This is a genomic window from Streptomyces sp. NPDC024687 (assembly GCF_055559055.1).
In genome coordinates this window covers 426,526-447,553 of the sequence record NZ_JBVHLJ010000005.1, presented here as the reverse complement: position 1 = coordinate 447,553, position 21,028 = coordinate 426,526, and the positions used below count along the sequence as shown (strand labels likewise).

Here is a 21,028-nt window from a genome sequence, read left to right as displayed (position 1 = left end):
CGGTCAACAGACCTGAGTCGTCCAGACTCAACTCTTATCCGTTCCTTACACGCAACTGGGCTCTGACCTGCGTCGATACCGGACGAGGTGCACTGCCGGACTTCACACGAAGGAGTGCGAGTACGACGATCAGGGCGCCCCCGGCCACCCAGAGGGCGCCGGTCGCGGCGATCCACCCGAGGTGCACCAGGACCGCGACGAGTACCCCGCCGAAGGCCGCGACACCCAGCACGACGGACGCGCCCTGCGGAGTGAGCCCGAGCCGCCGCAGCCGGTGGGCGAGATGGTCGGGGGCGGCACGCAGCAGCGGCCGCCCGGACAGCAGCCGGGCCAGGACGACGAGCACGACGTCGGCGCTCACCACGGCCGTCAGCGCGAACAACACCCCCGCGCCGGAGCCGAGTTCCTGCCCCGCGCGGGTCGTCACGGCCGCGGACGCGAGCACGAACCCGGTGAACAGCGCCCCGCACGCGCCGAGTCCCGCGCGCGCGGGATGCCAGTTGTGCATCAGGAACCCGGTCAGCGCGGCGGCCAGCACGCTCAGCAGCACGGCGAGCCCGTCCATCACCTCGGCCGCCGCACAGGCCCCCGCCCCGAAGGCGGTGACGACCCCGACGGTCCCGGCGAGCCCGTCGGCGTGGTCCAGCGCCTTGAACCCGAGGGCGACGAAAACGATCCAGCCGGCCGCGAGGAGGCCTGCGGCCACCCCCGTCTCCTCGTACGGCACGACACACGCCGCCGCCACGGCCGTACCGCCCACGAGGAACCGTGCCTTGACCCGCCGTACGTCGGCGACGAGCCCGAGGAGGGCCACGCCGGCGCCCGCGACGAGCAGCCGTCCGACGTCGGGCCCGAGCGGGGTCACGCCCCGCCAGTCCCCGACGAACGCCACGCCACAGGTGGCCGCCACCATCGCCACACCTCCGGACAGCGGCATCGGCCGTCGCCATCGCCGGTCGACGATCCCGAGGCGCAGGGCGGCCACCCGCAGCACGGCGGTGAGCACGGCGGCGAGGAGCAGGGCGGAGGTGGCGGCAAGGATCCCGTAGAGCACGAGCCTAAATTAGCGCCGTATGTACCAATTCATCACGAATAACACGATCGGGTTTTAAGGTAACCCTCAGCGATTCAGATCACTGCGTGCCCGGCTACAGTGCGGCGGAGGATGGGGGTAGTCTCAGACGGACTGCATAAGTTACCGCTTAGTAATGACGAGATTCCGTCCTCGCGGACCTCTCGTAGACCCCTCGCAGGCCCGAGGAGCCCCGAAATGCAACTCGCCGCGATCATCGTGTCGCTGGTCCTGACCGTGGTCGGCGTGGCACTGCTCGCACGCGCCATCGGCCAGTTCGTCCGGTACTTCAAGCTGGGCCAGCCGGTGCCCGCCGGAAGCAGGACCGACAACCCCTACGCACGCAGCGTGACGCTGGTGAAGGAGTTCCTCGGCCACACCCGGATGAACCGGTGGGGCATCGTCGGCTTCGCCCACTGGTTCGTGGCCGTCGGCTTCCTGACCCTGCCGCCCACCCTCGCGCAGGCGTTCGGCCAGCTCTTCAAGGCCGACTGGGTGCTGCCGGTCATCGGTGAGTTCCTGCCGTTCGAGATGTACATCGAGTTCATCGGTGTCATGACCGTGCTCGGCATCGCCGCGCTCATCGTGATCCGCCTGCTGAGCCTGCCCTCCCGTCCCGGCCGCAAGTCCCGCTTCGCGGGTTCCAAGGCGGGTCAGGCGTACTTCGTCGAGTACGTCATCCTCACCATCGGCCTCGCCATCTACGTGCTGCGCGGCCTGGAGGGCGCGCTGCACCACGTGGACGGCTACGAGGCCGGGTACTTCGCCTCGTACCCGCTGGTCCTGGCCTTCAAGGGCCTGAGCGTCTCCGCGCTGCAGAACCTCGTCTACCTCGTCGCGACGATCAAGATCGGCACGTCCTTCGTGTGGATGATCGTCGTCTCGCTCAACATCAACATGGGTGTGGCCTGGCACCGCTTCCTGGCCTTCCCGAACATCTGGTTCAAGCGCAACGCGACCGGTGAGACGGCCCTCGGCGGTCTCCAGCCGATGACGAGCGGCGGCAAGCCGATCGACTTCACCGACCCCGGTGACGACGACGTCTTCGGCGTCTCCCAGGTCGAGCAGTTCTCCTGGAAGGGCCTGCTGGACTTCTCCACCTGCACCGAGTGCGGCCGCTGCCAGTCGCAGTGCCCCGCGTGGAACACCGGCAAGCCGCTCTCCCCCAAGCTCCTGATCATGTCCCTGCGCGACCACGCGCACGCCAAGGCCCCGTACCTGCTGGCCGGCGGCGGCAAGACGATGGAGGGCGAGGAGAAGGCGTCCGAGGAGCAGCTGAAGGACGTCCCCGCGGCGGCTCTCGCCGAGGCCGAGCGTCCGCTGATCGGCACCGCCGAGGAGAACGGCGTCATCGACCCGGACGTCCTGTGGTCCTGCACCACCTGCGGCGCCTGTGTCGAGCAGTGCCCGGTGGACATCGAGCACGTCGACCACATCGTCGACATGCGCCGCTACCAGGTCATGATCGAATCGGCCTTCCCCTCCGAGGCGGGCACGATGCTCAAGAACCTGGAGAAGAAGGGCAACCCCTGGGGCCTGGCGAAGAAGCAGCGCCTGGAGTGGCTCAAGGAGGTCGAGTTCGAGGTCCCGGTCGTCGGCCAGGACATCGAGGACCTCACCGAGGTCGAGTACCTGTACTGGGTCGGCTGCGCGGGCGCCCTCGAGGACCGCGCCAAGAAGACCACGAAGGCGTTCGCCGAACTCCTCCACATCGCGGGCGTCAAGTTCGCGATCATGGGCGGCGACGAGAAGTGCACCGGCGACTCCGCCCGCCGCCTCGGCAACGAGCCCCTGTTCCAGGAGCTCGGCATGGAGAACGTCATGGCACTGAACATGGCGTTCGGCGAGGAGCTGGACGACGACGGCAAGGTGGTCCCGGAGTCCGCCAAGCCGAAGTCCGCGAAGAAGATCGTCGCGACCTGCCCGCACTGCCTGAACACGATCGGCAACGAGTACCCACAGCTCGGCGGCGACTACGAGGTCATCCACCACACCCAGCTGCTCCAGCACCTGGTGGACGAGGGCAAGCTGGTCCCGGTCACGCCGGTCGAGGGCATCATCACCTACCACGACCCCTGCTACCTGGGCCGCCACAACAAGATCTACACGCCCCCGCGCGAGATCATCGCGGGTGTCCCGGGCCTGCGCAACGAGGAGATGCACCGCCACAAGGAGCGCGGCTTCTGCTGTGGCGCGGGTGGCGCGCGGATGTGGATGGAGGAGCGGATCGGCAAGCGCATCAACAACGAGCGCGTCGACGAAGCCCTCTCCCTCAACCCCGACATCGTCTCGACGGCCTGCCCGTTCTGCCTGGTCATGCTCACCGACTCGGTCAACGGCAAGAAAAACGACGGCAAGGCGAAGGAGTCGATCCAGGTCGTCGACGTCGCCCAGCTGCTGCTGCAGTCCGTGAAGACCCCGGGCGACCCGCAGGACGCGGCGGAGGCGGAGAGCGAGCCGGAGCCGGAGCCGGTGAAGTAGCGCTCACGACGGTGCTGTTCGGCGCCCTCGGGTCCCACCGGGCCCGGGGGCGCCGCGTCTTTGGGGTCTCGGCGTCTTTGCGGTCTCCGCTCAGAAGCGGTCCCTGCTCAGAAGGGGTCTCCACTCAGAACCGGCCTCCGCTCAGAAGTGGGTGGCGGTCCCGAAGACCCGCCGCAGCTGAGCCATGTCGTGCCGGTCACGCTCCGAGGGCTCGTACCCCTGGTGGAAGTAGACCTGCTGCTCGGCGGACAGACACGGAACGGCCGTCCCGCCGATGCTCCCGGTCACGAAGCCGGCGGCCGGGTACGCGAAGGGCCGCTCCGGCTCCCCCGAAGCCTGCACGGCGGAACCGTCCCCGGCGAAGACCAGCGGGTGCAGATCGACCTCCCGTCCGCCGGGATCGGTGACCACGAACCGCACCGGCCGCAGGTCGAGGCTCTCCACGAAGCCCGCGCCTGCCAGGGCCGCCACCACGGCGGGCTCCTGTTCCCGCCGGTGCATCAGGTCCAGGTCGCGATGGTCCCGGGTCTGCTCACCGACCAGCGCGTCGATCCCCCACCCGCCTCCGACCCAGACCTCCGCCCCGGCCCGCCGCAACAGGTCCAGGATGTGCAACACCGCGTCCGCGTCCACCACATGCCTCCAGGGCCGTACGGGGCTGTCGCCACCTGTCGAACACGTGCATCATTGCCGGGGTCGTTGTCAACGATGCTGACGAGGTGAACGGTGCGCGGGCGTAGAGGTGTTGTGGGTACGGCGGCCCTGTGTGGCGCCCTCCTCCTGGCCGCCTGCGGTCCCACCCCGCACACCGGATCCGCGGACCGCACCCCGGTACGGAACGCCGACGCCCCGGCCCGACTCCCCGTCCCGAAGGGCAAGGGCAGCAGGACCCCGGACGACTTCAACGGCGACGGACACCGCGACCTCGTCCTGGGCGACCTGGTCAAGGAGCAGGCCCACGCCGACGACCCCGGCATCGGGATCGTCTACGGCAGCGAGCGCGGACTCGCCCCGGGCGCCCGGCAGTTGATCGCCCCGGCCCGGCAGGGCGCGGCCACCGACGGCCAACTCCCCGCCCTGTTCGACGCGGAGGCCACCTGCGACCTGGACAAGGACGGCTTCACGGACCTCGTCGTCTCCACCGACCCGCCCTACGACGGCCAGGGCCAACCCCCGGTCCCGCTCCAGATCCTCTTCGGCTCCCCGGCCGGCCTGACCGGCAAGGCCGTTCACCTCACCGTCCCGCCCGCCGCCCGCGTCGGCAACGACTGGCCCGACCAGCCGGTCTGCGGCGACTTCGACGGCGACGGCGCGAAGGACCTGGTCCTGCACGCGACCGGCGGCCATCTCACCTACCTGCGCGGTCCGTTCACCCGCGAGGGTGCCCCCAGCGCCGCCGGCGCCCCGATCCGGTCGCCCGGCGAGGTCCCCACGGGCCCGGCCGCCGACGTCGACCGCGACGGCTACGACGACCTGATCGTCCGTACGACCCAGGGCACCGGCCCCTCCGCCGTGGTCCTCGGCGGCCCGGCGGGCCCCACCCGCACCGGAGCCGTCCTGCCCTCCGGCATCGACGTGACCCTCGGCTCCTTCGGCCGCGGCAAGGCCCTGGACGCGGCGGTCGGCGCCATGGGAGGAACGTCACTGCGCTACGACCTCCCGACCGGGGCGAAGGGCTCCCTGTCCTCCCCCGGCTCGGTCCTGGACGCCGCCGACTTCGACGGCGACGGCCTGAGCGAACTGGTCTCCAGCGGCTCACGCCTGCGCGTCTTCCAGGGCCGTACGACGGGCCCGTCCACCAAGGCGACGGTCGTCGTCAAACCCCCCGCCACCGGCTCCACCCGGGTCGTCGCGGTCGGCGACTTCGACGGCGACGGGCGCGCGGACCTCGCCGTGCGGACGTACCGGAGCGAGACGAAGGACACCGTCGCGGTGTTCTCCGGCGCGAGGAAGGGGCTCATGAGCGCCGAACCGGCCGTCACGTTCTCCACGTCGGCGTTCCTGAGCCCCTGACCTCGCCGGGAGCATCAGGGAGGTGTCGCCGGGGTATCGCCGAACTCCCCTACAACCCCTACCCCTTGTGGGAGGTCTAGTGATCGCGATCGGAGATGTGCTGATCGCGACACCGTGCGATCCCGGCATCACCGAACGCCCCCCATGGAGCCCTCTTGACCCCCCGTATCCGGCCCGTCCTCCTGTCCGCCGCCCTCCTCGCCGCAGGTCTGAGCCCGCTCGCCCTCACCGCCCCGGCGGGCGCGGCGGCCGCGAAGTACGCGGACGACTTCAACGGTGACGGCTACCGCGACCTCGCCCTCGGTGACCGCACCGCCACGGCCGGCGGAAAGAAGGAGGCGGGCGCGGTGGTGGTCGTGTGGGGCACGTCGAAGGGGCTGGACTTCACCAGGCGCACGGTCGTCACCCAGAACAGCCCGGGCGTCGAGGGAGCGGCGGAGACCAAGGACTTCTTCGGTGCCAAGATCACCACGGCCGACGTGAACAAGGACGGCTACGCGGACGTCGTCACCACCGCCCCCAACGAGGGCGTGGACTCCTCCCACCGCGGCACCTTCACGATCCTGTGGGGCTCGAGGACGGGCCTGAGCGGCGGCAGCGCGTACGCGATCCCGGGCGGCACGGACAGCTTCGCCAAGGACGTGGCCGTCGGCGACTTCAACGCCGACGGCAGGGTGGACGTGGTCTCGGTCGGCGACAACTACGTCTGGTTCCTGCGCGGCCCGTTCACCAGGTCCGGCTCCCGCGGCAAGGCCACCAACCTCGACCCGGTCGACGGCGAGGACATCAGGCCCGCGCTGGTCGTCTCCGGCAAGGTCACCAAGGACGGCACCGCGGACTTCGCGGTGATCGGCGACGACTGGGACACCGACCACAACCGTGTCTGGTTCTACCGCGGCGGCGGGAGCGGCCCGGCCGCTCCTCCCAGGAAGTACAACCTGCCGATCCCGGGCGGAGCCGACCTCTCCTACGCCGCGGGCGCCACGATCGCCGACTTCGACAAGGACGGATACGGCGACCTGGCCGTCGGAGCCGCCCGCGGAGGCACGGGCGAGGCGGTCCACCTCCTCAAGGGCAGCTCCACCGGCTTCAGCGGTTCGGTCAGGTCGATCACCCAGAACACCGCGGGTGTGCCGGGGGTGCGCGAGACCGGCGACGACTTCGGCTTCGACGTCTCGGCCGGGGACACCAACGGCGACGGCTACCCGGACCTCGCGGTGGGGGCCCCGTCGGAGACGCTCGGCAGCGAGTTCTGGCGCGCGGGCGCCGTCACCGTCCTGCGTGGCGGGAAGTCCGGGCTCACCGGCACGAACGCCCGCCAGGTCGACTACACCACGGCCGGCTTCCAGCGCCCGGCCGACGAAGGCGACTCCTGGTTCGGCGCCTCGGTCCTGCTGCGTGACTACAACCGTGACGGCCGTGCCGAACTGGTGGCCGTCGCACCGGAGATCGGCCGGCTGCACCTCTTCCCCGGCACCGCCTCCGGCCCGACGGGCACCGGCTCGACCACGCTGACCGTGGGCGGTCTGGGCATGGGCAGCCGCGCCTTCTTCGGCGCCGCACTGGCCGACTGACGGACCTCGCCCCGGAGAGCGGGAGCCCCGTAGGGGATGGCTGAGAACTCCCTTAGGGGATGTCACAGCTCGGCAGCAAAGCCGTCCCCGAAACGCCCGGCCGCGCCCGTCACTCTCCAGGACCAGGTACGTTCGAAGACGTGGCTGGATTCAGGATCGGACGCGGCCGGGACAACGGCGCTCCTCACGCGCGACCGCAACAACCTCCGTACGGGCAGCAGGCGCCCCAGGGACAGCCGTACGGCTATCCCCCCGCGCCCCAGCCCCACCCGGGCCAGTGGACCCAGGGCGGCGGCGGGGGCTACGACGAGCCGGAGTACTTCGGCGACGGCGCGGGTCCCGGTGGTGCCCCGCACCCGCAGGGCGGCCATGACCCGTACGCGGCGAACAACCCGGGCCACACCCAGGCGTTCTCGGTCGGTGACGACCCCTACAACCAGGGCGGCACCTACCGCGCGGGCTCGGCCCCGGCCGGCCCTGTGGGCCCCCGCCTGCACTGGAAGGAACTCCTGAAGGGCATCCTGCTCTCCCCCCGGCAGACCTTCCTCCAGATGCGGGACTACACGATGTGGGGCCCGGCCCTCGTCGTGACCTTCCTCTACGGCCTGCTCGCGGTCTTCGGCTTCGAGGGCGCCCGCAAGGACGCGATCAACGCCACCCTGTCGAACGCGATCCCCATCGTCCTGATCACGGCCGTCGCCATGGTCCTGTCGGCGTTCGTCCTGGGCGTCGTCACCCACGCCCTGGCCCGCCAGCTCGGCGGCGACGGAGCGTGGCAGCCCACGGTCGGCCTCTCCATGCTGATCATGTCCCTGACCGACGCGCCCCGTCTGATCGTGGCCATGTTCTTCGGCGGCGACGCGTCCTTCGTCCAGCTCCTGGGCTGGGCGACCTGGGTGGCGGCTGGCGCCCTGCTCACCCTGATGGTGTCCAGGTCCCACGACCTCCCCTGGCCGAAGGCGCTGGGCGCGTCGGCGATCCAGCTGATCGCACTGCTGTCGATCGTGAAGCTGGGGACGTTCTAGGTTCTTCGGCGGTTCTTCCGCTACGACGGACGCCACTCAGGCGTCGAGAACCTGCCCCGTACGCCGGACCACGGGCGGCTGGACGGACCACGGAAAGTTGATCCAGTCGTCCGTGCGCTTCCAGACGTACTCGCACTTCACCAGGGACTGCGACTTCTCGTAGATGACCGCCGAGCGGACCTCGGCAACGGCGTCGAGGCAGAAGTCGCGCACCAGCTTGAGCGTCTTGCCGGTGTCGGCGACGTCGTCGGTGATGAGGACCTTCTTGTCGGAGAAGTCGATGAGGCTGGGGACCGGGGCCAGCATGACCGGCATCTCCAGGGTGGTCCCGACGCCGGTGTAGAACTCGACGTTCACCAGGTGGATGTTCTTGCAGTCGAGGGCGTACGCGAGGCCGCCGGCCACGAAGACTCCGCCGCGGGCGATGGAGAGCACGACGTCGGGCTCGTAGCCGTCGTCGGCGATGGTCTGCGCGAGCTCGCGGACCGCGGTGCCGAACTCCTCGTAGGTGAGGTTCTCCCGCACGTCTGCGCTGCTCATACCTGGGTCCGGTGGAAGTTGAGGAAGGAGCGGGAGGCGGTCGGGCCGCGCTGGCCCTGGTAGCGGGAGCCGTAGCGCTCACTGCCGTAGGGGAACTCGGCCGGCGACGAGAGCTTGAACAGACACAGCTGACCGATCTTCATGCCCGGCCAGAGCTTGATGGGAAGCGTGGCGAGGTTCGACAGCTCCAGGGTCACGTGTCCGCTGAAGCCGGGGTCGATGAAGCCGGCGGTGGAGTGGGTGACGAGTCCGAGCCGGCCGAGGGAGGACTTGCCCTCGAGGCGGGAGGCGAGGTCGTCGGGGAGCGTGATGACCTCGTACGTGGAGGCGAGGACGAACTCCCCGGGGTGGAGGATGAACGGCTCGTCCCCCTCCGGCTCCACGAGCCGCGTCAGATCGGCCTGCTCGATGGAGGGGTCGATGTGCGGGTACCGGTGGTTCTCGAACACCCGGAAGTAACGGTCCAGCCGTACGTCGACACTGGACGGCTGCACCATGGATTCGTCGTAGGGATCGATCCGTACCCGTCCGGCGTCGATCTCGGCCCGGATGTCCTTGTCTGAGAGAAGCACGCCCCGAGGATACGCAAGGCGCGCGGACCGACCACCATCGGACGGTCCGCGCGCCTGGTACCTGATCTTCAGTGCTTCTCCAAGGTCACCGGAACGACGCTGCGAAGCCGGGCACAGCGAGGACACCGGACGAGCCGTCCGGGGCCGAGGCGCTCGGCCTGCTGCATCGGGAACGAAGCGGTGCTGAACACGTGCCCATCGGCACAACGGACGACGGTGCGCTCCATCAAGTCCTAGAGTCCCTTCCCCAAGAGCCGCGTCTGGCTACTACTCGCCTGACGACAAAAGCCACATTACGGGATGGACGGGACGGTCCTCCAGGCGGCACTCCGACCCCGCCCGGCCCCTCTCCCACCTCTCCACCGTACGCCCCAACTCCCGCGCCCCGCAGCCCCGTCCCACCCCACGAACACACTTAGGCCCCACGGCTTCGGCGCCGGGGGCCTGGGATGAGGTAAAGTGACAGTGCGTTCCGACACCGGTCCGTTCGGCGTCACGCGCGGGTGTAGTTTAGTGGTAGAACATCAGCTTCCCAAGCTGAGAGTGCGAGTTCGATTCTCGTCACCCGCTCCATCAAACCCCCAGGTCATCGGCCCGGGGGTTCTTTGTTGTCTAGGTCGGTGGGCGGGGCGCGCACCACAACCGCACCATTAGCACTCGGCTGGCTTCCGGGGACTTCTCCTTGTGGTGCGCGGGGCGGTCGCTCTGCTGCTTGTGGTGCTTCGCACGCTCGGCACGGACCATGCCGTCGAGGCCGGACGCAACGTCTCGCTGCCGCTCCTCGTCGGAGTGCTGACAGATGAGCGCTGCCTTCTCGGAGGACTGACCCGCACGGACCATCGTGTCCTTGAGCGTGGCCCCCGAGCGGGTCGAGAGCGTGTGTCCGGTGTGACGAAGGTCGTAGAAGCGGAAGCCGTCCGGGAGACCAGCGGCGGCGCGGGCCCGACGCCACTTCCGGCCGAAGGAAGTGCGCCGAAATGGAGCCCCCTTGCCCGTCATCCCCCTTTTCCGCGAACCAGGCGAGGTGCTGCTTCACCTCCTTGTGAAGAAAGGCCGGGAGGACGACGGCACGGACACCCGCGTCGGACTTGGTCTCACCAGGAGCCCGCTTGCCGTTCGTGCGCTCAGGTTCGGCGACGCGGACGCGGATCACGAGGTTGTCGGCGGAGTGGCTACACAACGGCCGCATCGCAACGAGAAAAGCACTCCTGCGCGGTGGGACTCACCCAGGCCAGCACCCGCATCACCTGGACTATCCGGCCCGTGATCTTCCTGCCGCTCTCCCACCGGCAGGGCACCGAACTGCCGACGTGCGCATATGGGTTCAGGCCCCAAAACGATGGATGATGTCTGACCCGGATCGTGATAGTCAGCCTTCCTGCCTGTCGAAAGTCTCCACCGCGGAGCGGAAGACTCCCTCTCCAAGAGGAGCGGGATTGACGAGTGCGACAAAGTCAGGCAGAGCAGTCGGGGAGGGAGTCCCGTCTGCGTTGATGCCGCCCACCTCGTCCTCCCACGCAATCAAGTGGATCGCCACCGAGTAGCGGCCCACGGGCAAACCGAACTGGACGGTCCCGGGCCAGGCTTCGGCGCACACCGCTTCGATACCACCGAGCCACATTTGTCCTGACGAAAGGAAGAGATAGGGCTTCGAGGCAACCAGACAGTGCCTGCTCTCACGCTCTGTCAGCTCAGCGGGCCCGTCGGCGCCGCCGACGCGGACTAGAACCCCGTAGGCGCCATCGCTCCGGATGTTGATAGGGACCAGGGAACCCGCACGAATGTGCCGCTCAACATGCTCGTCCTCACCGAGCTCCGGGTCCCAGGTGTCGTAGTCAACGATGCCCGTGAAGCGCTCAGGGTCCCACAGGGCGAGCATGCCAGCATCGGTTGCCACAGTCGATGCCGTCTCAACAGGGCGCGGCGAATGAGTCACTTGGAAATCCTCCCATGCAGGTACGCCACGACCCGTGGCCCTGATCGTCGCCAGCACAGGTCTCAAAGGCGACAGAGATCCGCACCCGACTGAGTTACAACTTTCTCTGCAGGTTCAAGGCGGCTCGCTCCGCTCACCGCGCGCGGCACGGCCCCCGGCCGGGCCTGGGCTCCTGTCTCCGCCCCGCTCCAGCCCGGCCGACGCCCGTGCCGCGCTCACAGCATTCAGCCACCTGATGCCAGAGAAAGGGTACGTCGTGGCTGGGGCGGTCGGCTCCGCGGCTTTACGCAGCCACTTTGGCGCGAGCCTCGAAGATCATGGCCCCAACGTCGTGCTTTACCGGGCAGGTCCACAGACTGCCCGACGCGCCGGAAGCTTACGGGGCCATGATCACTCGCGCCAAAGCAGCTCCAGCCCAAAGCCGCTCCACCGACCGGGAATCAAACGTCGCTCTTCGAACCAGAGACCTTTATTGGGTGTCGCTCATTCATTTCGACCATCAACACGTACATGGAATCGCTCAAGCGTTGCGCCTGCAGCGCATCCGTGGACGCGTTAAAAGCCGTGAACAATTTGCGTGCGACTTGAAGTTCCGCAACTGCCTGCACAGGGTTCCCGGTCAGCGAAAAAACCAGACCAAGGTTGGCATGAACATAAGCAGAGTCAATCGATTCACCGAAACCTCGAAAAAATATCAGCGACTTTTCTAGCTTTTCCCTAGCCAGCCCATATTCCTGCCATGCAATATGAATCAAAGCCGCTTGGTTCAGTACACGCGCACCTCCAAATTGATCCTCTGTAACTCGAAACAACTCCTCGGACTCGCCTATCACGGTGAGCGCTTCTTCCAACTCTCCACACTCCCGTAGGGAATTAGCGAGGTTATTCAGTGCATGAGCCGCCTCATTCAGTAGGCCAAGGCTTTTTAGGGCGCGTGCGGACTCCCTATGTGCTGTTACGGCTTGCGGATACTTTTCCAAACCATGCAAAGTACTCCCCATGTGCGTCAAAGCTCTGGCCTTACTCTCAAGGGTGCTGCCTTCCGAGAATTCGGCAATCGCCCTTTCGTGATATTCGAGCGCCCTTTCAAGGTCTCCCAACTCTCGCAGTGCGCTCGCCCCGTTATCGGAGGCTCGCGCGTATCCGAGACGATCACCTAGGCGCAAAAAAATGCTGGCAGCTTCATCGTGCACAGCAAAAGCTTCATTGAAATATCTCAACGCCGTCAGCGCGTTTCCCAAATTGTTGAGATATCGGCACAGAAGGTCATCCTCTTCCGATTCTCTCGCAAGAGCAATCGCTCGACGATGATAGTCGACGGCTTCGGGATATTTATGCAACATTCGGGCGACCATTCCCAAGCTATCAAGCGCGCCAGCCTCGAATGCCACATACCCTGAGCCGTCTAGAATTGAGTGAGATTTTTGCATGAGCGCTTCCCAGTCATCGAAGAGGCGTCTCATATCCAAGTATTTTGCAAGTCGATGAGGGACTTCTGCGGCATAAGAGGGATGCCCATCATCTGCCGCCAGGAAGACACTAGCAATCAGGTTGTCTCGCTCGGTGTCCAACCAGCTAAGAGCAGCATCGCGCGTGGGGAAGACACCGTCAAACTGACCTCTGACCAAGGCTGTGGACGCATCCCTGCAGAAAAGAAGGTAGTAATCGAGCAATCTAGTCAAAGCCTCGTTCTTTTCCTCTTGCGCCTCAATCTTCTCCCGGGCGTAGATGCGCACGAGATCGTGCACTCGCCAGCGACCCCATACTTGTCCAACATCGATGAGATGTGCATCAGCAAGGTGCTGAAGCATCTCTTCGGTCCGTTCCACGTCAATATCTGCTAGGTGACTCGCAGCTTCGGTGGATAGGTCAGGTCCAGGCTGGAGCGACAAAAGCCGAAACAAACGAGCATGATCGGCGTCCAGCACTCCGTATGACAAATCAAACGCAGCACGTACCGCCCGATCCGGGCGTCGCAATTTGTCGAGGCGACTGTGCTCCGCTCGCAATGCGTCGGCGAGAGAGCTGGCAGGGCGGGAGGGAGCAGCTGCCAAAAGGGCAGCGGCAATACGCAGCGCCAGAGGCAAGCCAGCGCACAACTGCGCGATCTCACTCGCTGCCGTGGCATCGTCGGCGAACCGAGTATCGAGGTCACCCCGGGCGTGACGTAGTGCCTGATCGAGCAATACAACCGATGCAGCCTCCTCTAGCGGGTTGAGGTCTAGGAGGCGGGCATCAAGGCCGTCTAGCGTGTGACGAGAGGTCACCAAGGCCGCGGTCGCGCCGTCTGTGGGTAGTAGCGGGCGGGCCTGTTCTGCAGTCGAGACATTGTCCACGACCACCAAAATCCGTCGGCCCTCCTGGGCATAATGAGCCAAGACGCTGCGATAGAGTCGCTGTCGATCCTCCAGGCTTTCAGGAATATGTTCACCGGGTACGGCCAGTGCGCGTAGAAGGCTTTCTAGTGCTCGCTCAGCCGATAGGCGACGTGCTACGTCGTAACCGAATAGGTCGATGAACAACACACCCCCCGGAAACCAGTCTCGTTGAAGCGCCGCTTTGGCAGCGTGGACGGCCAGCTCTGTCTTACCGATTCCGGCCAGTCCCGCCAGCGCGCTTACCAAGATCGACTCCTGGTGTTTACTCGGTGCCAAGCGCCCCAGGAGCACGCGGAGGTGGTCATCGCGGCCGACGAACGTGGTCGACGGTGCGGGAAGTCCTGACAGGGCCGGAGTGATCTTCGGTGGAAGGTGCACAGTGACATCGCGCCCCTGGACGACCGTGTGGAAGAAGAGGCCACCGGTGATGGTGTTCTCGACGTTGCCACCGTCCTTGCTCATCTCGCTACTCTCTCCCGGTACAGGTTCGCCAGACCCGCGAAGCGATCGTCCAGCTCCGCCGGCATGGGGCGATGATGTTCAGACTCTGCCCAACACAGCATAGGAGTGCGGACCTTGAGTGTCAGCCAGCTCGGAGTCGTGATGGTCCACGGCATCAACTCCAGTCCTAGGGTGTGGCAACCCCTGCAGAAATTGATCGCGAATGATGAAGAACTGAACTTCGTTCAGACACTTCCGTTCGAATATGCCACCGGACTTAAGCGACTCAATCCGCTACGGGCCCTCCCATCTATCGATACTATCGCGGATAGCTTGAAAGAGTTTCTGATTACGGAGGCTGGCGACTTTGAGAGACTGATGCTAGTCACGCATAGTCAAGGCGGTCTAGTAGCACAGCGCTACCTGGCTAGAATGTTGGCCGACGGGTCGGGCCACAAACTAACTCGTATTCGCCGGATAGTGATGCTGGCTTGCCCCAACAATGGCTCTGAACTGCTGTTGTCACTGCGTCGAAAGGCATTTGGCCTTGGCCATCCTCAGGAGAAAGATCTGCGGCCGATTAACGATCAAGTGACCGCCACTTTGCGCACAGTGCTGCGCGACGTTGTTCAAGCCACGTCTGTCAGTGAACGCACATGCCCTATCGACATCAACGTATACGCTGGTGAGAGTGACCGAGTGGTGCGTGCCGCGTCCGCACAGTCGATATTCCCGCAGAGTGCAGCCCTACCTGGCGATCACTCAACTATCCTTGAGGCAAATTCAACGACCCACCGCACATTCACTACCCTGCGTCGCCTCATAATTAGCACTCCAGCGGATGTCCCTCCGCCAGAGGTTCACCAGCCGCCCCAACAGCGGACAGTCACCAATGTTATTACGGACGGCACTTCCTACGGGCCCGTGATTCAAGGAGGCTCTGTGGAATTTGCTTCACCCGCGCAACCTATCGGTGATGAAGAAAATTAGCCCAGTAGCCTTGAGCTGCGGGCCCTCAGTGTCGCGCTCAACGCTGCCGCCGCAGAGGCACCCAACGACACCGACGCTGAGTACCTGCAGGCAGCAGCCTGACCCGAAGTCGTGGCTAGTGCTGGACGCCTCGCTCAGGTCATGGTCTCGAATGACCTGAGCTTGCTGAGCTGCGGGCGGCATGCATGAGTGTCTAACTGCGTGACAACGCCGACGAACAACGGCGGACGAACGCGGACGTCCTCGGAACATCAACGCAGGTCAAAGCCAGTCGAGCCCAAGGCAGCGCCCGTACAGAAGTTGCTTCAGGACGAAGAGGTCATCGCGGAAAGTCACACGGCCACGCGTCTGTCGGCGCGACTTGCTCTGGTCGACGGCATGGCAGCGTGGCTGAAGCCGGTGGGGCTGCAGCGAGACACACGCGCGCCTGGTCAGTCGGCGAACCCACCGTCGCAGCTGATTTTTGGCTGAGGCCCCCCGATCACAAGCCGCGACAGGGCAGACAGCCGCAGCAACTCGATTGTTAGGGTGCTGACTTGATGGGATCAGGGTGACCGTTGTCAAGGAAGGCGAGCATGAGCGCACTGCGTCCACTGATTGTATTTTTCGCTGGCGTCCTCACTCTCGCCATCGTCATTCTCTGTCTAGCGAGTGGGATCCTAGCTGTGTCCCATCGCGGCCTGAGCGTCGAACTGTTCAAGGCACTGGCCCTGATGGCTCTGTGCTTCGTGCTCCTCATGGGGTGCAACCGCCTTCTCACGGGTCAGTGGCTCAGGTGGTCGCGACGCTCAGTCACTCGGGGCTGAAGCTCACGACTGCGCGGCGGGCGCGCACCACAAGCGCACCAGATGGGGCGGGGAACAGCGGGGAGCCACAGGGAGAGAGCCTGAGCCCGGGAGGGTCAAACCGTCGCCGTTTCCCCAGTTCAGGGCAAGAATCAGCCCCAAATGATCGCAGCTTCCCAAGCTGAGAGCGCGAGTTCGATTCTCGTCACCCGCTCCATGTTTTAGGCCCAGGTCAGAGACCCGGGCCTTTTTGCTGTTCGTGGTGATCAGCGGTCGCGTCTGCGGTTCTGGCACGGCAGCAGCGTCCTGCCCTTGCTTCTCCGCCTCCTGACCTGTCTTGCGTTCGGTCGCGTCGAGTCCAGCAGCAACTTCCTGCTGTCGGTCGTTGAACCGGAAACCCTCCAAAACACCCGCGACGGTCGTCCTGGCTTTGATGGGACGGAGACGTTCGGCCCGCCATTCGCGAACGCGGGGCGCTGTGATCGCGTTGTCGGTGTGGGACGACGGGGGTGGCAGCAGCGCCCCGAGGGTCGAGCGCCAGGACCAGAACGCCGAGCACGGCCGGGGGCTTGGGCATGGTCAGCGTGATCGCTCACCGGGTCGTCGTCCACTAGAGATGATCCGCCAGTGACGTGAGGATCGGATCGGGCCCGGGACTGGTCGGGCCTTCCCGGAGCCGGTCAGCGGGCAGAGCGCCTGGTGGTGCGCCAGATGGAACGGAACGCCAGGTAGAGCAGATCGAGGATGAGAAGCAGTACGCCGATGGACATCAGGTAGAGCATGCCGTCGACGGCCGCGCCGATGGCGACCAGAGCGATTCCGGCGAGAAACAGGACCAGGAAGAGGACCATGACGGGATGCCTCCTGGGAAGGAACCGTGCGAGATCTGCGTGGTCTCTCGGTACGGCAGGACACGGGTGGTACGTGACAGCCACGGCGCACAGGTGATGCCGACGACGGCCCAGGCCCGTGTCTTCGAGCACGGCGCCGGCAAAGCGAGTGCGCCAGGCAGCGTGCTGTTCGTTTGATCTTCCGCTGCCAGAACGCGCGGATTCCAGGAATCCTGAGTGCCTCGCGGCCGGTACCCCCATGGGGCTTCGGCCTTGGGGATCTCAGGCCGTGCGTCTGGCGCGGTGGCGGGCTTCCCGGAGTCGGATCTTCGCGGGGAGGCGGTCCAGGCCGGCCGAGTCCCGCGCGTGTGCGAGTGTTTCGCGGCTCAGCCGCCCAAGAACCCGCACTGGATCGGCGTGAGGCTCCAACAGCAGCCGCACGCGTGCGGTCGGGGCGGTACGGCGGCCCGTCAGCCGGACATGAGCCCGCGAGACCCCGTCCAGGGCTCGCGCCTCTTCCTCGACGACGTTCTCCAGTGTGCGGCCATCGAGCCGGGCTGCCGCGCCGTCTCCGCTGTCGACGAGGACACGGTCCAGGCGGTGTCGGCGCTGTGCGAGGAGCCACCACAGCAGCAGGGCCAGCAGCACGGCGAGCGCCGCGATCACGGTCGGCCACCACCAACCCTCGTCCCGCCACCGGGTGCGTCCCTCGGTGCCCAGCACCACGTCGTCCGGCCCACGGAAGGGCCACCAGCCCGGCACGTCGAAGTCCCAGTGGCGCTGCAGGTCCAGTGCGCCCAGCAGCACGCCGCCGCCGAGGGCGAACAGTCCGAGGCCGAGCAGTGCGAGCAGCACCCGGTTCACCGTCTTGAGCATCGGATCACCTCAGCCCTTCTTGGGGCGCCGGACGCGCACGGCCAGTGTGGGTTGCCGGGCCAGGCCCAAGGACGTCAGGGCTTCGCCCAGCTCGGCGTCCAGGTCCACGCGGACCTCCTCAAGATCGCGGAAATGGGCCTGTGCGTGGGCTTTGACCTTCCCGGCGGCCGACGCCCACCTGTGCCGACTGGACGCCGGGCACCCGCACGGCCCGGTCGCGCAGAACCAGGGCAGCCGCGCGCCGGTCGAGCCCGGCTCGGACGTCCTCTGTCCCAGGAATACCGGTGGGCCGCCGCATGGGCAGCAGCCGGCGCAGTCCCGGCGTCACCGCCAGCAGGAAGAGCCACAGCCCGAGGGCCATCGCCACCGCGGCCCCGACGATCATCCAGACGTCGTCCAGGGGCCGTGTGGCCAGTTCCTCGGCGAGCCGCCGCCGCCAGCGCATCGCGTTCCGGCCTGCCCGCACCGCGACCACGTCGTACAGGAGAAATCCGACAACCGCGGCGGACAGCAGGGCTGCCAAGGCCGCGGGGATCCGCCGCGCCGACCAGAAACGGTGCGCCGACCGCCCTGATCCGTCGATCGCCTTCGTGGCGCCTTCGGCCGCCCCCGGGGTGCCGTCTGCGGACGGAGCTGCCTGTTCCGGACCGGAGGAGAGGTCACTGTCGGTCGGCTGCCGCGAGGTGTGCGCGCTCATCTCACCCTCTCCCGGCCCGTGTGCCGCGTATGCGCCGAGTGCAGTCGCTCGACCGACACCGCGAGGTCGGACACCTCCATGCCGGCCCATGCCCTGATCCGCTCGGCGACCTCCCGGCGCACCGCGGCGCACTGTGCCCCGATGTCGGACGGATAGCCGAGCTCGACGGTGATGTGCAGCCGTGCCTCGCCGAGCACCGCCTGCCGTCCGGCGGCGGACTCGGCGTCCCGTCCTGCGCTGGTCCGTTCCGGCGCCCGCCGTACGGATGTACTCACGTGTGGCGTCCGGCGACCGGGCGGTACGTGGCCGGCCGACTCGGCGAACCGGCTCAGCGCCTCACGCGCCACCCGGGCCGCGATCTTCGCGACGACCCGGTCGGTGACGGTGGTCGCCCCGCGCTCCCCGCGGGGGACACCCGGACGCTCATCGGCTTCCCCGCTCACCGCCGCCAGTCTCCCCGAGCCTGTCGCTGGTCGTCGCGGATGCGATCCTGCCGGTCCCGGCGGCGGACGAAGTCGCCCGGCTCAAGATCACCCTCCGTGAACCGCCCGATGACGAGACCGACGAGGCCCAGCACCAGCACCAGCAGAAAAGCCCAGAAGTCACCGAAATACGCGGCGAAACCCAGCGCCATTCCGGCCATCAAGCCCACCACGGCCCTGCTCATTTCGCACTCCTTCACTCGAGCGGACTGCCGCCCCGGCTACTGGATCCGCTGCCGCTCTTCCCCTTCGTCCTCCTCGTCGGGCAGCTTCACATCGCTGACTGCGATGTTGACTTCCACGACTTCCCGACCCGCCATCCGCTCCACAGCGGAGATCACGTTCTCCCTCACCGCGGCGGCCACGTCCGTGATCGAGGCGCCGTAGTCGACGACGATCTCCAGGTCGATGGCCGCCTGTAGCTCTCCGACCTCGACACTGATCCCGCGCGTGGCTGACTTGCCGCTGCCGCCGGGCATCCGCTCTCGCATGGAACCCATCGAGCGGGCGAATCCGCTGCCCAGGGCGTAGACGCCGCGTACGTCCCGTGCCGCCATTCCGGCGATCTTCTCCACCACCACATCGGCGATGGTCGTCCGGCCGCGAGAACCGGGCGCAGCGCCGACCTTGACCCCGGTGTTCTGAGTCATTGGGGATTTCCTCCCTCGCGAGGCCACTGGGAACCCATTACTCGAATTATAGTCTTTTTAGTACCTTTCGTCCGAATTACGAGCTGAACCCATGTGGTCCAACGAGTGGCCTGAGGCTTCTGCCCCGAGCTCTCTCGGACCCTCCGGGCAGAGCGCCGCGGGGAGAGGACCGCGACCAGGAGAAGAAGGGTGAGAGGCCAGTGACCGAGGCGTGGACGCAGGCAGTACGACGCCGGCTTGAACTGGGCCGACTGCTCCCGCTCGGCGGGCCCCACGACGGGACGTGGATCACCGAGCAAGCGGCCGTCCATGCCCTCGGGCGCACTGCCGCCGAGGTCCCCGGTGTCCGGCTGGAGTCCCTGCGCATCGGGTCGGCACCGCTCCGACCCGTGTCCGAGCCGACCGTCCGTCCCCCGGCCAGCGCGCTACCGCCCGGTCCGCTCACCATCGAGGCCGCCTTCACCGCATCCCTGGTGCGGCCGCTGCCCGAGACCGCCGACGAATTGAGGAGCACTCTGCTGGGGGCGGCCACTGAACGGCTCGGGCTGCCCACGGTGACGGCTGACCTGCGCGTAACGGATCTCCGTGAGGTCCCGGAGGCAGGCGCGACTTCTCGGGCCGCGGCGACGGCCATGAGGCCCGCGCCGGAAGCTGCGGCCGCGCGGAGCTCGCCCCCGGTGACCGGAACAGGGTCCATGCGGGGACTCGTCAGGGAGTTGGCGGACGTCGCAGCGGGTGTGCCGGGCGTCGCCCGCCTCACCGCCGTGCTGGGCAGCCGCCCGGTCAGAGTGGAGAACCATGATGATCCACCCGGCCGACACATCGAGGTTCACCTCGCGGTCGGCCCCGGACACCATCCACTGAAAGTCGCCCGCGCCGTCCGGAAGGCGGTAGCCGAGGCAGCCACCACCGACACCCCGGGTCCGGCCACCGTCGCCGTCCTCATCACGGAGACCGCGGCCTGGCCACCGACCTCGCCGGTCACCGTGATGAGTGCCCCTCAGTGATCAGCCGCCCCCGCTTCACCGGCCGTCTCCGGTTCTGCCCTGAAAGTGCGTCGAGCACCCGGGTTTTCTTTGCTGTCCAGACCGGCACGAAGGGCGCACAACCGCACCATCGGCCTCGTTATGGTGCGTCGCACGTTGCGTGCGCAAGGTTGCCAAGACCGGCGGCGACCTCCCGTTGCCGTTTGTCGTCGGAGTGCTGGGAGATCAGTGCGGACTTCTCGTACCGATGAGAGCGAGGCCGCCGGCTGATCTCCGGCCAGCTCTGCGGCTCTCTGTCCACACCATCCGGCACTGCTTGGCCGCCACTCGCCTCAATGCCCGCCGCCGCGGAGACCGCTCCCGGACCTCCTCCGACTCCGGTCCCACCCGAAGCGGAGATCGCCATGTTGCCGACTCCGCGACCGTTGGCACTGCGCATCACCCGTCCGTGTCGTCGTCACCGCTCCGCCCGGCCTCCGGTTCGCTGGTGAGCCGGGTCGCAAGGTGGTAGGCGACGGTGACGTCCTGGTATTCCTGACCGGGGACGACCGGGTCGGGTAGCCGGGTCCGTTCGCTGTGGCTCGTCGACTCTCGCTTCCCGGTGCCGGGGAAGCGAACGACTGTCTGGGGTTCCTGCGTGAAACGGAGCCGTTCGGCGTGGACCGTCGACCGGAACGAGATGTCTCCCACCGGGCTCCTG

General features: G+C 67.0%; 18 protein-coding genes, 1 tRNA gene and 3 pseudogenes. 8 read left to right on the top strand and 14 right to left on the bottom strand.

Annotated elements, in window-relative coordinates; translation table 11 throughout:
• Nucleotides 1-34: 34 nt before the first annotated feature.
• Nucleotides 35-1,054 carry an MraY family glycosyltransferase gene (locus ACZ39I_RS22210; protein WP_467246053.1) on the bottom strand — a complete coding sequence of 340 codons (1,020 nt, stop codon included), beginning with the start codon at nucleotides 1,052-1,054 and terminating at the stop codon, nucleotides 35-37.
• A gap of 216 nt (nucleotides 1,055-1,270) precedes the next feature.
• On the opposite strand from ACZ39I_RS22210, the gene ACZ39I_RS22205 reads away from it, so the two are divergent.
• Nucleotides 1,271-3,553 carry a (Fe-S)-binding protein gene (locus ACZ39I_RS22205; RefSeq protein WP_467246052.1) on the top strand — a complete coding sequence of 761 codons (2,283 nt, stop codon included), beginning with the start codon at nucleotides 1,271-1,273 and terminating at the stop codon, nucleotides 3,551-3,553.
• Between the two features lie 141 nt (nucleotides 3,554-3,694).
• Here ACZ39I_RS22205 and ACZ39I_RS22200 read toward each other — a convergent pair whose 3' ends face one another.
• Nucleotides 3,695-4,186 carry a nucleotidyltransferase domain-containing protein gene (locus tag ACZ39I_RS22200; RefSeq protein ID WP_467246051.1) on the bottom strand — a complete coding sequence of 164 codons (492 nt, stop codon included), beginning with the start codon at nucleotides 4,184-4,186 and terminating at the stop codon, nucleotides 3,695-3,697.
• A 114-nt stretch (nucleotides 4,187-4,300) separates the two neighbouring features.
• On the opposite strand from ACZ39I_RS22200, the gene ACZ39I_RS22195 reads away from it, so the two are divergent.
• From ACZ39I_RS22195 to ACZ39I_RS22185, 3 genes are all read left to right on the top strand, one after another.
• A complete protein-coding gene (locus tag ACZ39I_RS22195; RefSeq protein ID WP_467246050.1) occupies nucleotides 4,301-5,566 on the top strand; it encodes an FG-GAP repeat domain-containing protein in 1,266 nt (421 codons plus the stop codon).
• Nucleotides 5,567-5,721: 155 nt separating this feature from the next.
• On the top strand, nucleotides 5,722-7,140 hold the full coding sequence (locus tag ACZ39I_RS22190; protein WP_467246049.1) for an FG-GAP and VCBS repeat-containing protein: 1,419 nt from the start codon (nucleotides 5,722-5,724) through the stop codon (nucleotides 7,138-7,140).
• A 59-nt stretch (nucleotides 7,141-7,199) separates the two neighbouring features.
• Nucleotides 7,200-8,165: a Yip1 family protein gene (locus tag ACZ39I_RS22185; RefSeq protein WP_467246048.1), complete on the top strand. Its 966-nt coding sequence runs from the start codon at nucleotides 7,200-7,202 to the stop codon at nucleotides 8,163-8,165.
• A gap of 36 nt (nucleotides 8,166-8,201) precedes the next feature.
• On the opposite strand, the gene ACZ39I_RS22180 is transcribed toward ACZ39I_RS22185, so the two are convergent.
• Both ACZ39I_RS22180 and dcd read right to left on the bottom strand, forming a co-directional pair.
• The gene (locus tag ACZ39I_RS22180) at nucleotides 8,202-8,705 is read right to left on the bottom strand and encodes a phosphoribosyltransferase (RefSeq protein WP_467246047.1); all 504 of its coding nucleotides are present in this window, start codon (nucleotides 8,703-8,705) and stop codon (nucleotides 8,202-8,204) included.
• Nucleotides 8,702-9,277, bottom strand: coding sequence for a dCTP deaminase (dcd, locus tag ACZ39I_RS22175; protein WP_352387564.1), 576 nt, complete (start codon nucleotides 9,275-9,277; stop codon nucleotides 8,702-8,704). Before dcd ends, ACZ39I_RS22180 begins: the two co-directional genes overlap by 4 nt.
• A 499-nt stretch (nucleotides 9,278-9,776) precedes the next feature.
• On the opposite strand from dcd, the gene ACZ39I_RS22170 reads away from it, so the two are divergent.
• A tRNA-Gly gene (locus ACZ39I_RS22170) sits at nucleotides 9,777-9,850 on the top strand.
• A 39-nt stretch (nucleotides 9,851-9,889) separates the two neighbouring features.
• Here the strand turns inward: ACZ39I_RS22170 and ACZ39I_RS22165 are convergent.
• From ACZ39I_RS22165 to ACZ39I_RS22155, 3 genes and pseudogenes are all read right to left on the bottom strand, one after another.
• Nucleotides 9,890-10,439: pseudogene (locus ACZ39I_RS22165) on the bottom strand (hypothetical protein); the annotation flags it as partial.
• Nucleotides 10,440-10,646: 207 nt separating this feature from the next.
• Nucleotides 10,647-11,213 (bottom strand): hypothetical protein, encoded by a 567-nt coding sequence (locus ACZ39I_RS22160; RefSeq protein ID WP_467246046.1) that lies wholly within the window; start codon nucleotides 11,211-11,213, stop codon nucleotides 10,647-10,649.
• A gap of 440 nt (nucleotides 11,214-11,653) precedes the next feature.
• Nucleotides 11,654-14,053, bottom strand: coding sequence for an ATP-binding protein (locus ACZ39I_RS22155; protein ID WP_467246045.1), 2,400 nt, complete (start codon nucleotides 14,051-14,053; stop codon nucleotides 11,654-11,656).
• Nucleotides 14,054-14,167: 114 nt separating this feature from the next.
• Between ACZ39I_RS22155 and ACZ39I_RS22150 the strand changes: the two genes are divergently transcribed.
• Nucleotides 14,168-15,022 (top strand): esterase/lipase family protein, encoded by an 855-nt coding sequence (locus ACZ39I_RS22150; RefSeq protein ID WP_467246044.1) that lies wholly within the window; start codon nucleotides 14,168-14,170, stop codon nucleotides 15,020-15,022.
• 1,263 nt (nucleotides 15,023-16,285) lie between these two features.
• Nucleotides 16,286-16,418, top strand: a pseudogene (locus ACZ39I_RS22145) (ATP-binding protein); the annotation flags it as partial.
• Between the two features lie 69 nt (nucleotides 16,419-16,487).
• Here ACZ39I_RS22145 and ACZ39I_RS22140 read toward each other — a convergent pair.
• The 6 genes and pseudogenes from ACZ39I_RS22140 to ACZ39I_RS22115 form a co-directional block, all read right to left on the bottom strand.
• Nucleotides 16,488-16,658, bottom strand: coding sequence for a hypothetical protein (locus ACZ39I_RS22140; protein WP_467246043.1), 171 nt, complete (start codon nucleotides 16,656-16,658; stop codon nucleotides 16,488-16,490).
• A 261-nt stretch (nucleotides 16,659-16,919) separates the two neighbouring features.
• Nucleotides 16,920-17,513 (bottom strand): alkaline shock response membrane anchor protein AmaP, encoded by a 594-nt coding sequence (amaP, locus tag ACZ39I_RS22135; protein ID WP_467246042.1) that lies wholly within the window; start codon nucleotides 17,511-17,513, stop codon nucleotides 16,920-16,922.
• A 9-nt stretch (nucleotides 17,514-17,522) separates the two neighbouring features.
• A pseudogene (locus tag ACZ39I_RS22130) lies at nucleotides 17,523-18,210 on the bottom strand (DUF6286 domain-containing protein).
• The gene (locus ACZ39I_RS22125; protein WP_467246041.1) at nucleotides 18,207-18,653 is read right to left on the bottom strand and encodes an Asp23/Gls24 family envelope stress response protein; all 447 of its coding nucleotides are present in this window, start codon (nucleotides 18,651-18,653) and stop codon (nucleotides 18,207-18,209) included. The pseudogene ACZ39I_RS22130 and the gene ACZ39I_RS22125 overlap by 4 nt, the downstream one beginning before the upstream one ends.
• Entirely contained in the window at nucleotides 18,650-18,877 is a 228-nt protein-coding gene (locus tag ACZ39I_RS22120; RefSeq protein ID WP_467246040.1) for a hypothetical protein, read from the bottom strand. The genes ACZ39I_RS22125 and ACZ39I_RS22120 overlap by 4 nt, the downstream gene beginning before the upstream one ends.
• Before the next feature lie 36 nt (nucleotides 18,878-18,913).
• On the bottom strand, nucleotides 18,914-19,342 hold the full coding sequence (locus ACZ39I_RS22115; protein ID WP_467246039.1) for an Asp23/Gls24 family envelope stress response protein: 429 nt from the start codon (nucleotides 19,340-19,342) through the stop codon (nucleotides 18,914-18,916).
• 200 nt (nucleotides 19,343-19,542) lie between these two features.
• Here ACZ39I_RS22115 and ACZ39I_RS22110 point away from each other — a divergent pair, with 200 nt between their 5' ends.
• Complete coding sequence (locus ACZ39I_RS22110) at nucleotides 19,543-20,349, top strand: Asp23/Gls24 family envelope stress response protein (protein WP_467246038.1); 807 nt, start codon at nucleotides 19,543-19,545, stop codon at nucleotides 20,347-20,349.
• Nucleotides 20,350-20,766: 417 nt separating this feature from the next.
• Here ACZ39I_RS22110 and ACZ39I_RS22105 read toward each other — a convergent pair whose 3' ends face one another.
• Nucleotides 20,767-21,018, bottom strand: a complete 252-nt coding sequence (locus ACZ39I_RS22105; RefSeq protein WP_467246037.1) for a hypothetical protein — start codon at nucleotides 21,016-21,018, stop codon at nucleotides 20,767-20,769.
• Between the last annotated feature and the right edge of the window lie 10 nt (nucleotides 21,019-21,028).

Coding starts and splice junctions, on each gene's coding strand:
- ACZ39I_RS22205 (WP_467246052.1), top strand. CDS start 1,271: ATGCAACTCGCCGCGATCATCGTGTCGCTGGTCCTGACCGTGGTCGGC.
- ACZ39I_RS22185 (WP_467246048.1), top strand. CDS start 7,200: ATGTCACAGCTCGGCAGCAAAGCCGTCCCCGAAACGCCCGGCCGCGCC.
- ACZ39I_RS22180 (WP_467246047.1), bottom strand. CDS start 8,705: ATGAGCAGCGCAGACGTGCGGGAGAACCTCACCTACGAGGAGTTCGGC.
- ACZ39I_RS22155 (WP_467246045.1), bottom strand. CDS start 14,053: ATGAGCAAGGACGGTGGCAACGTCGAGAACACCATCACCGGTGGCCTC.
- ACZ39I_RS22140 (WP_467246043.1), bottom strand. CDS start 16,658: ATGGTCCTCTTCCTGGTCCTGTTTCTCGCCGGAATCGCTCTGGTCGCC.
- amaP (WP_467246042.1), bottom strand. CDS start 17,513: ATGCTCAAGACGGTGAACCGGGTGCTGCTCGCACTGCTCGGCCTCGGA.
- ACZ39I_RS22120 (WP_467246040.1), bottom strand. CDS start 18,877: ATGAGCAGGGCCGTGGTGGGCTTGATGGCCGGAATGGCGCTGGGTTTC.
- ACZ39I_RS22115 (WP_467246039.1), bottom strand. CDS start 19,342: ATGACTCAGAACACCGGGGTCAAGGTCGGCGCTGCGCCCGGTTCTCGC.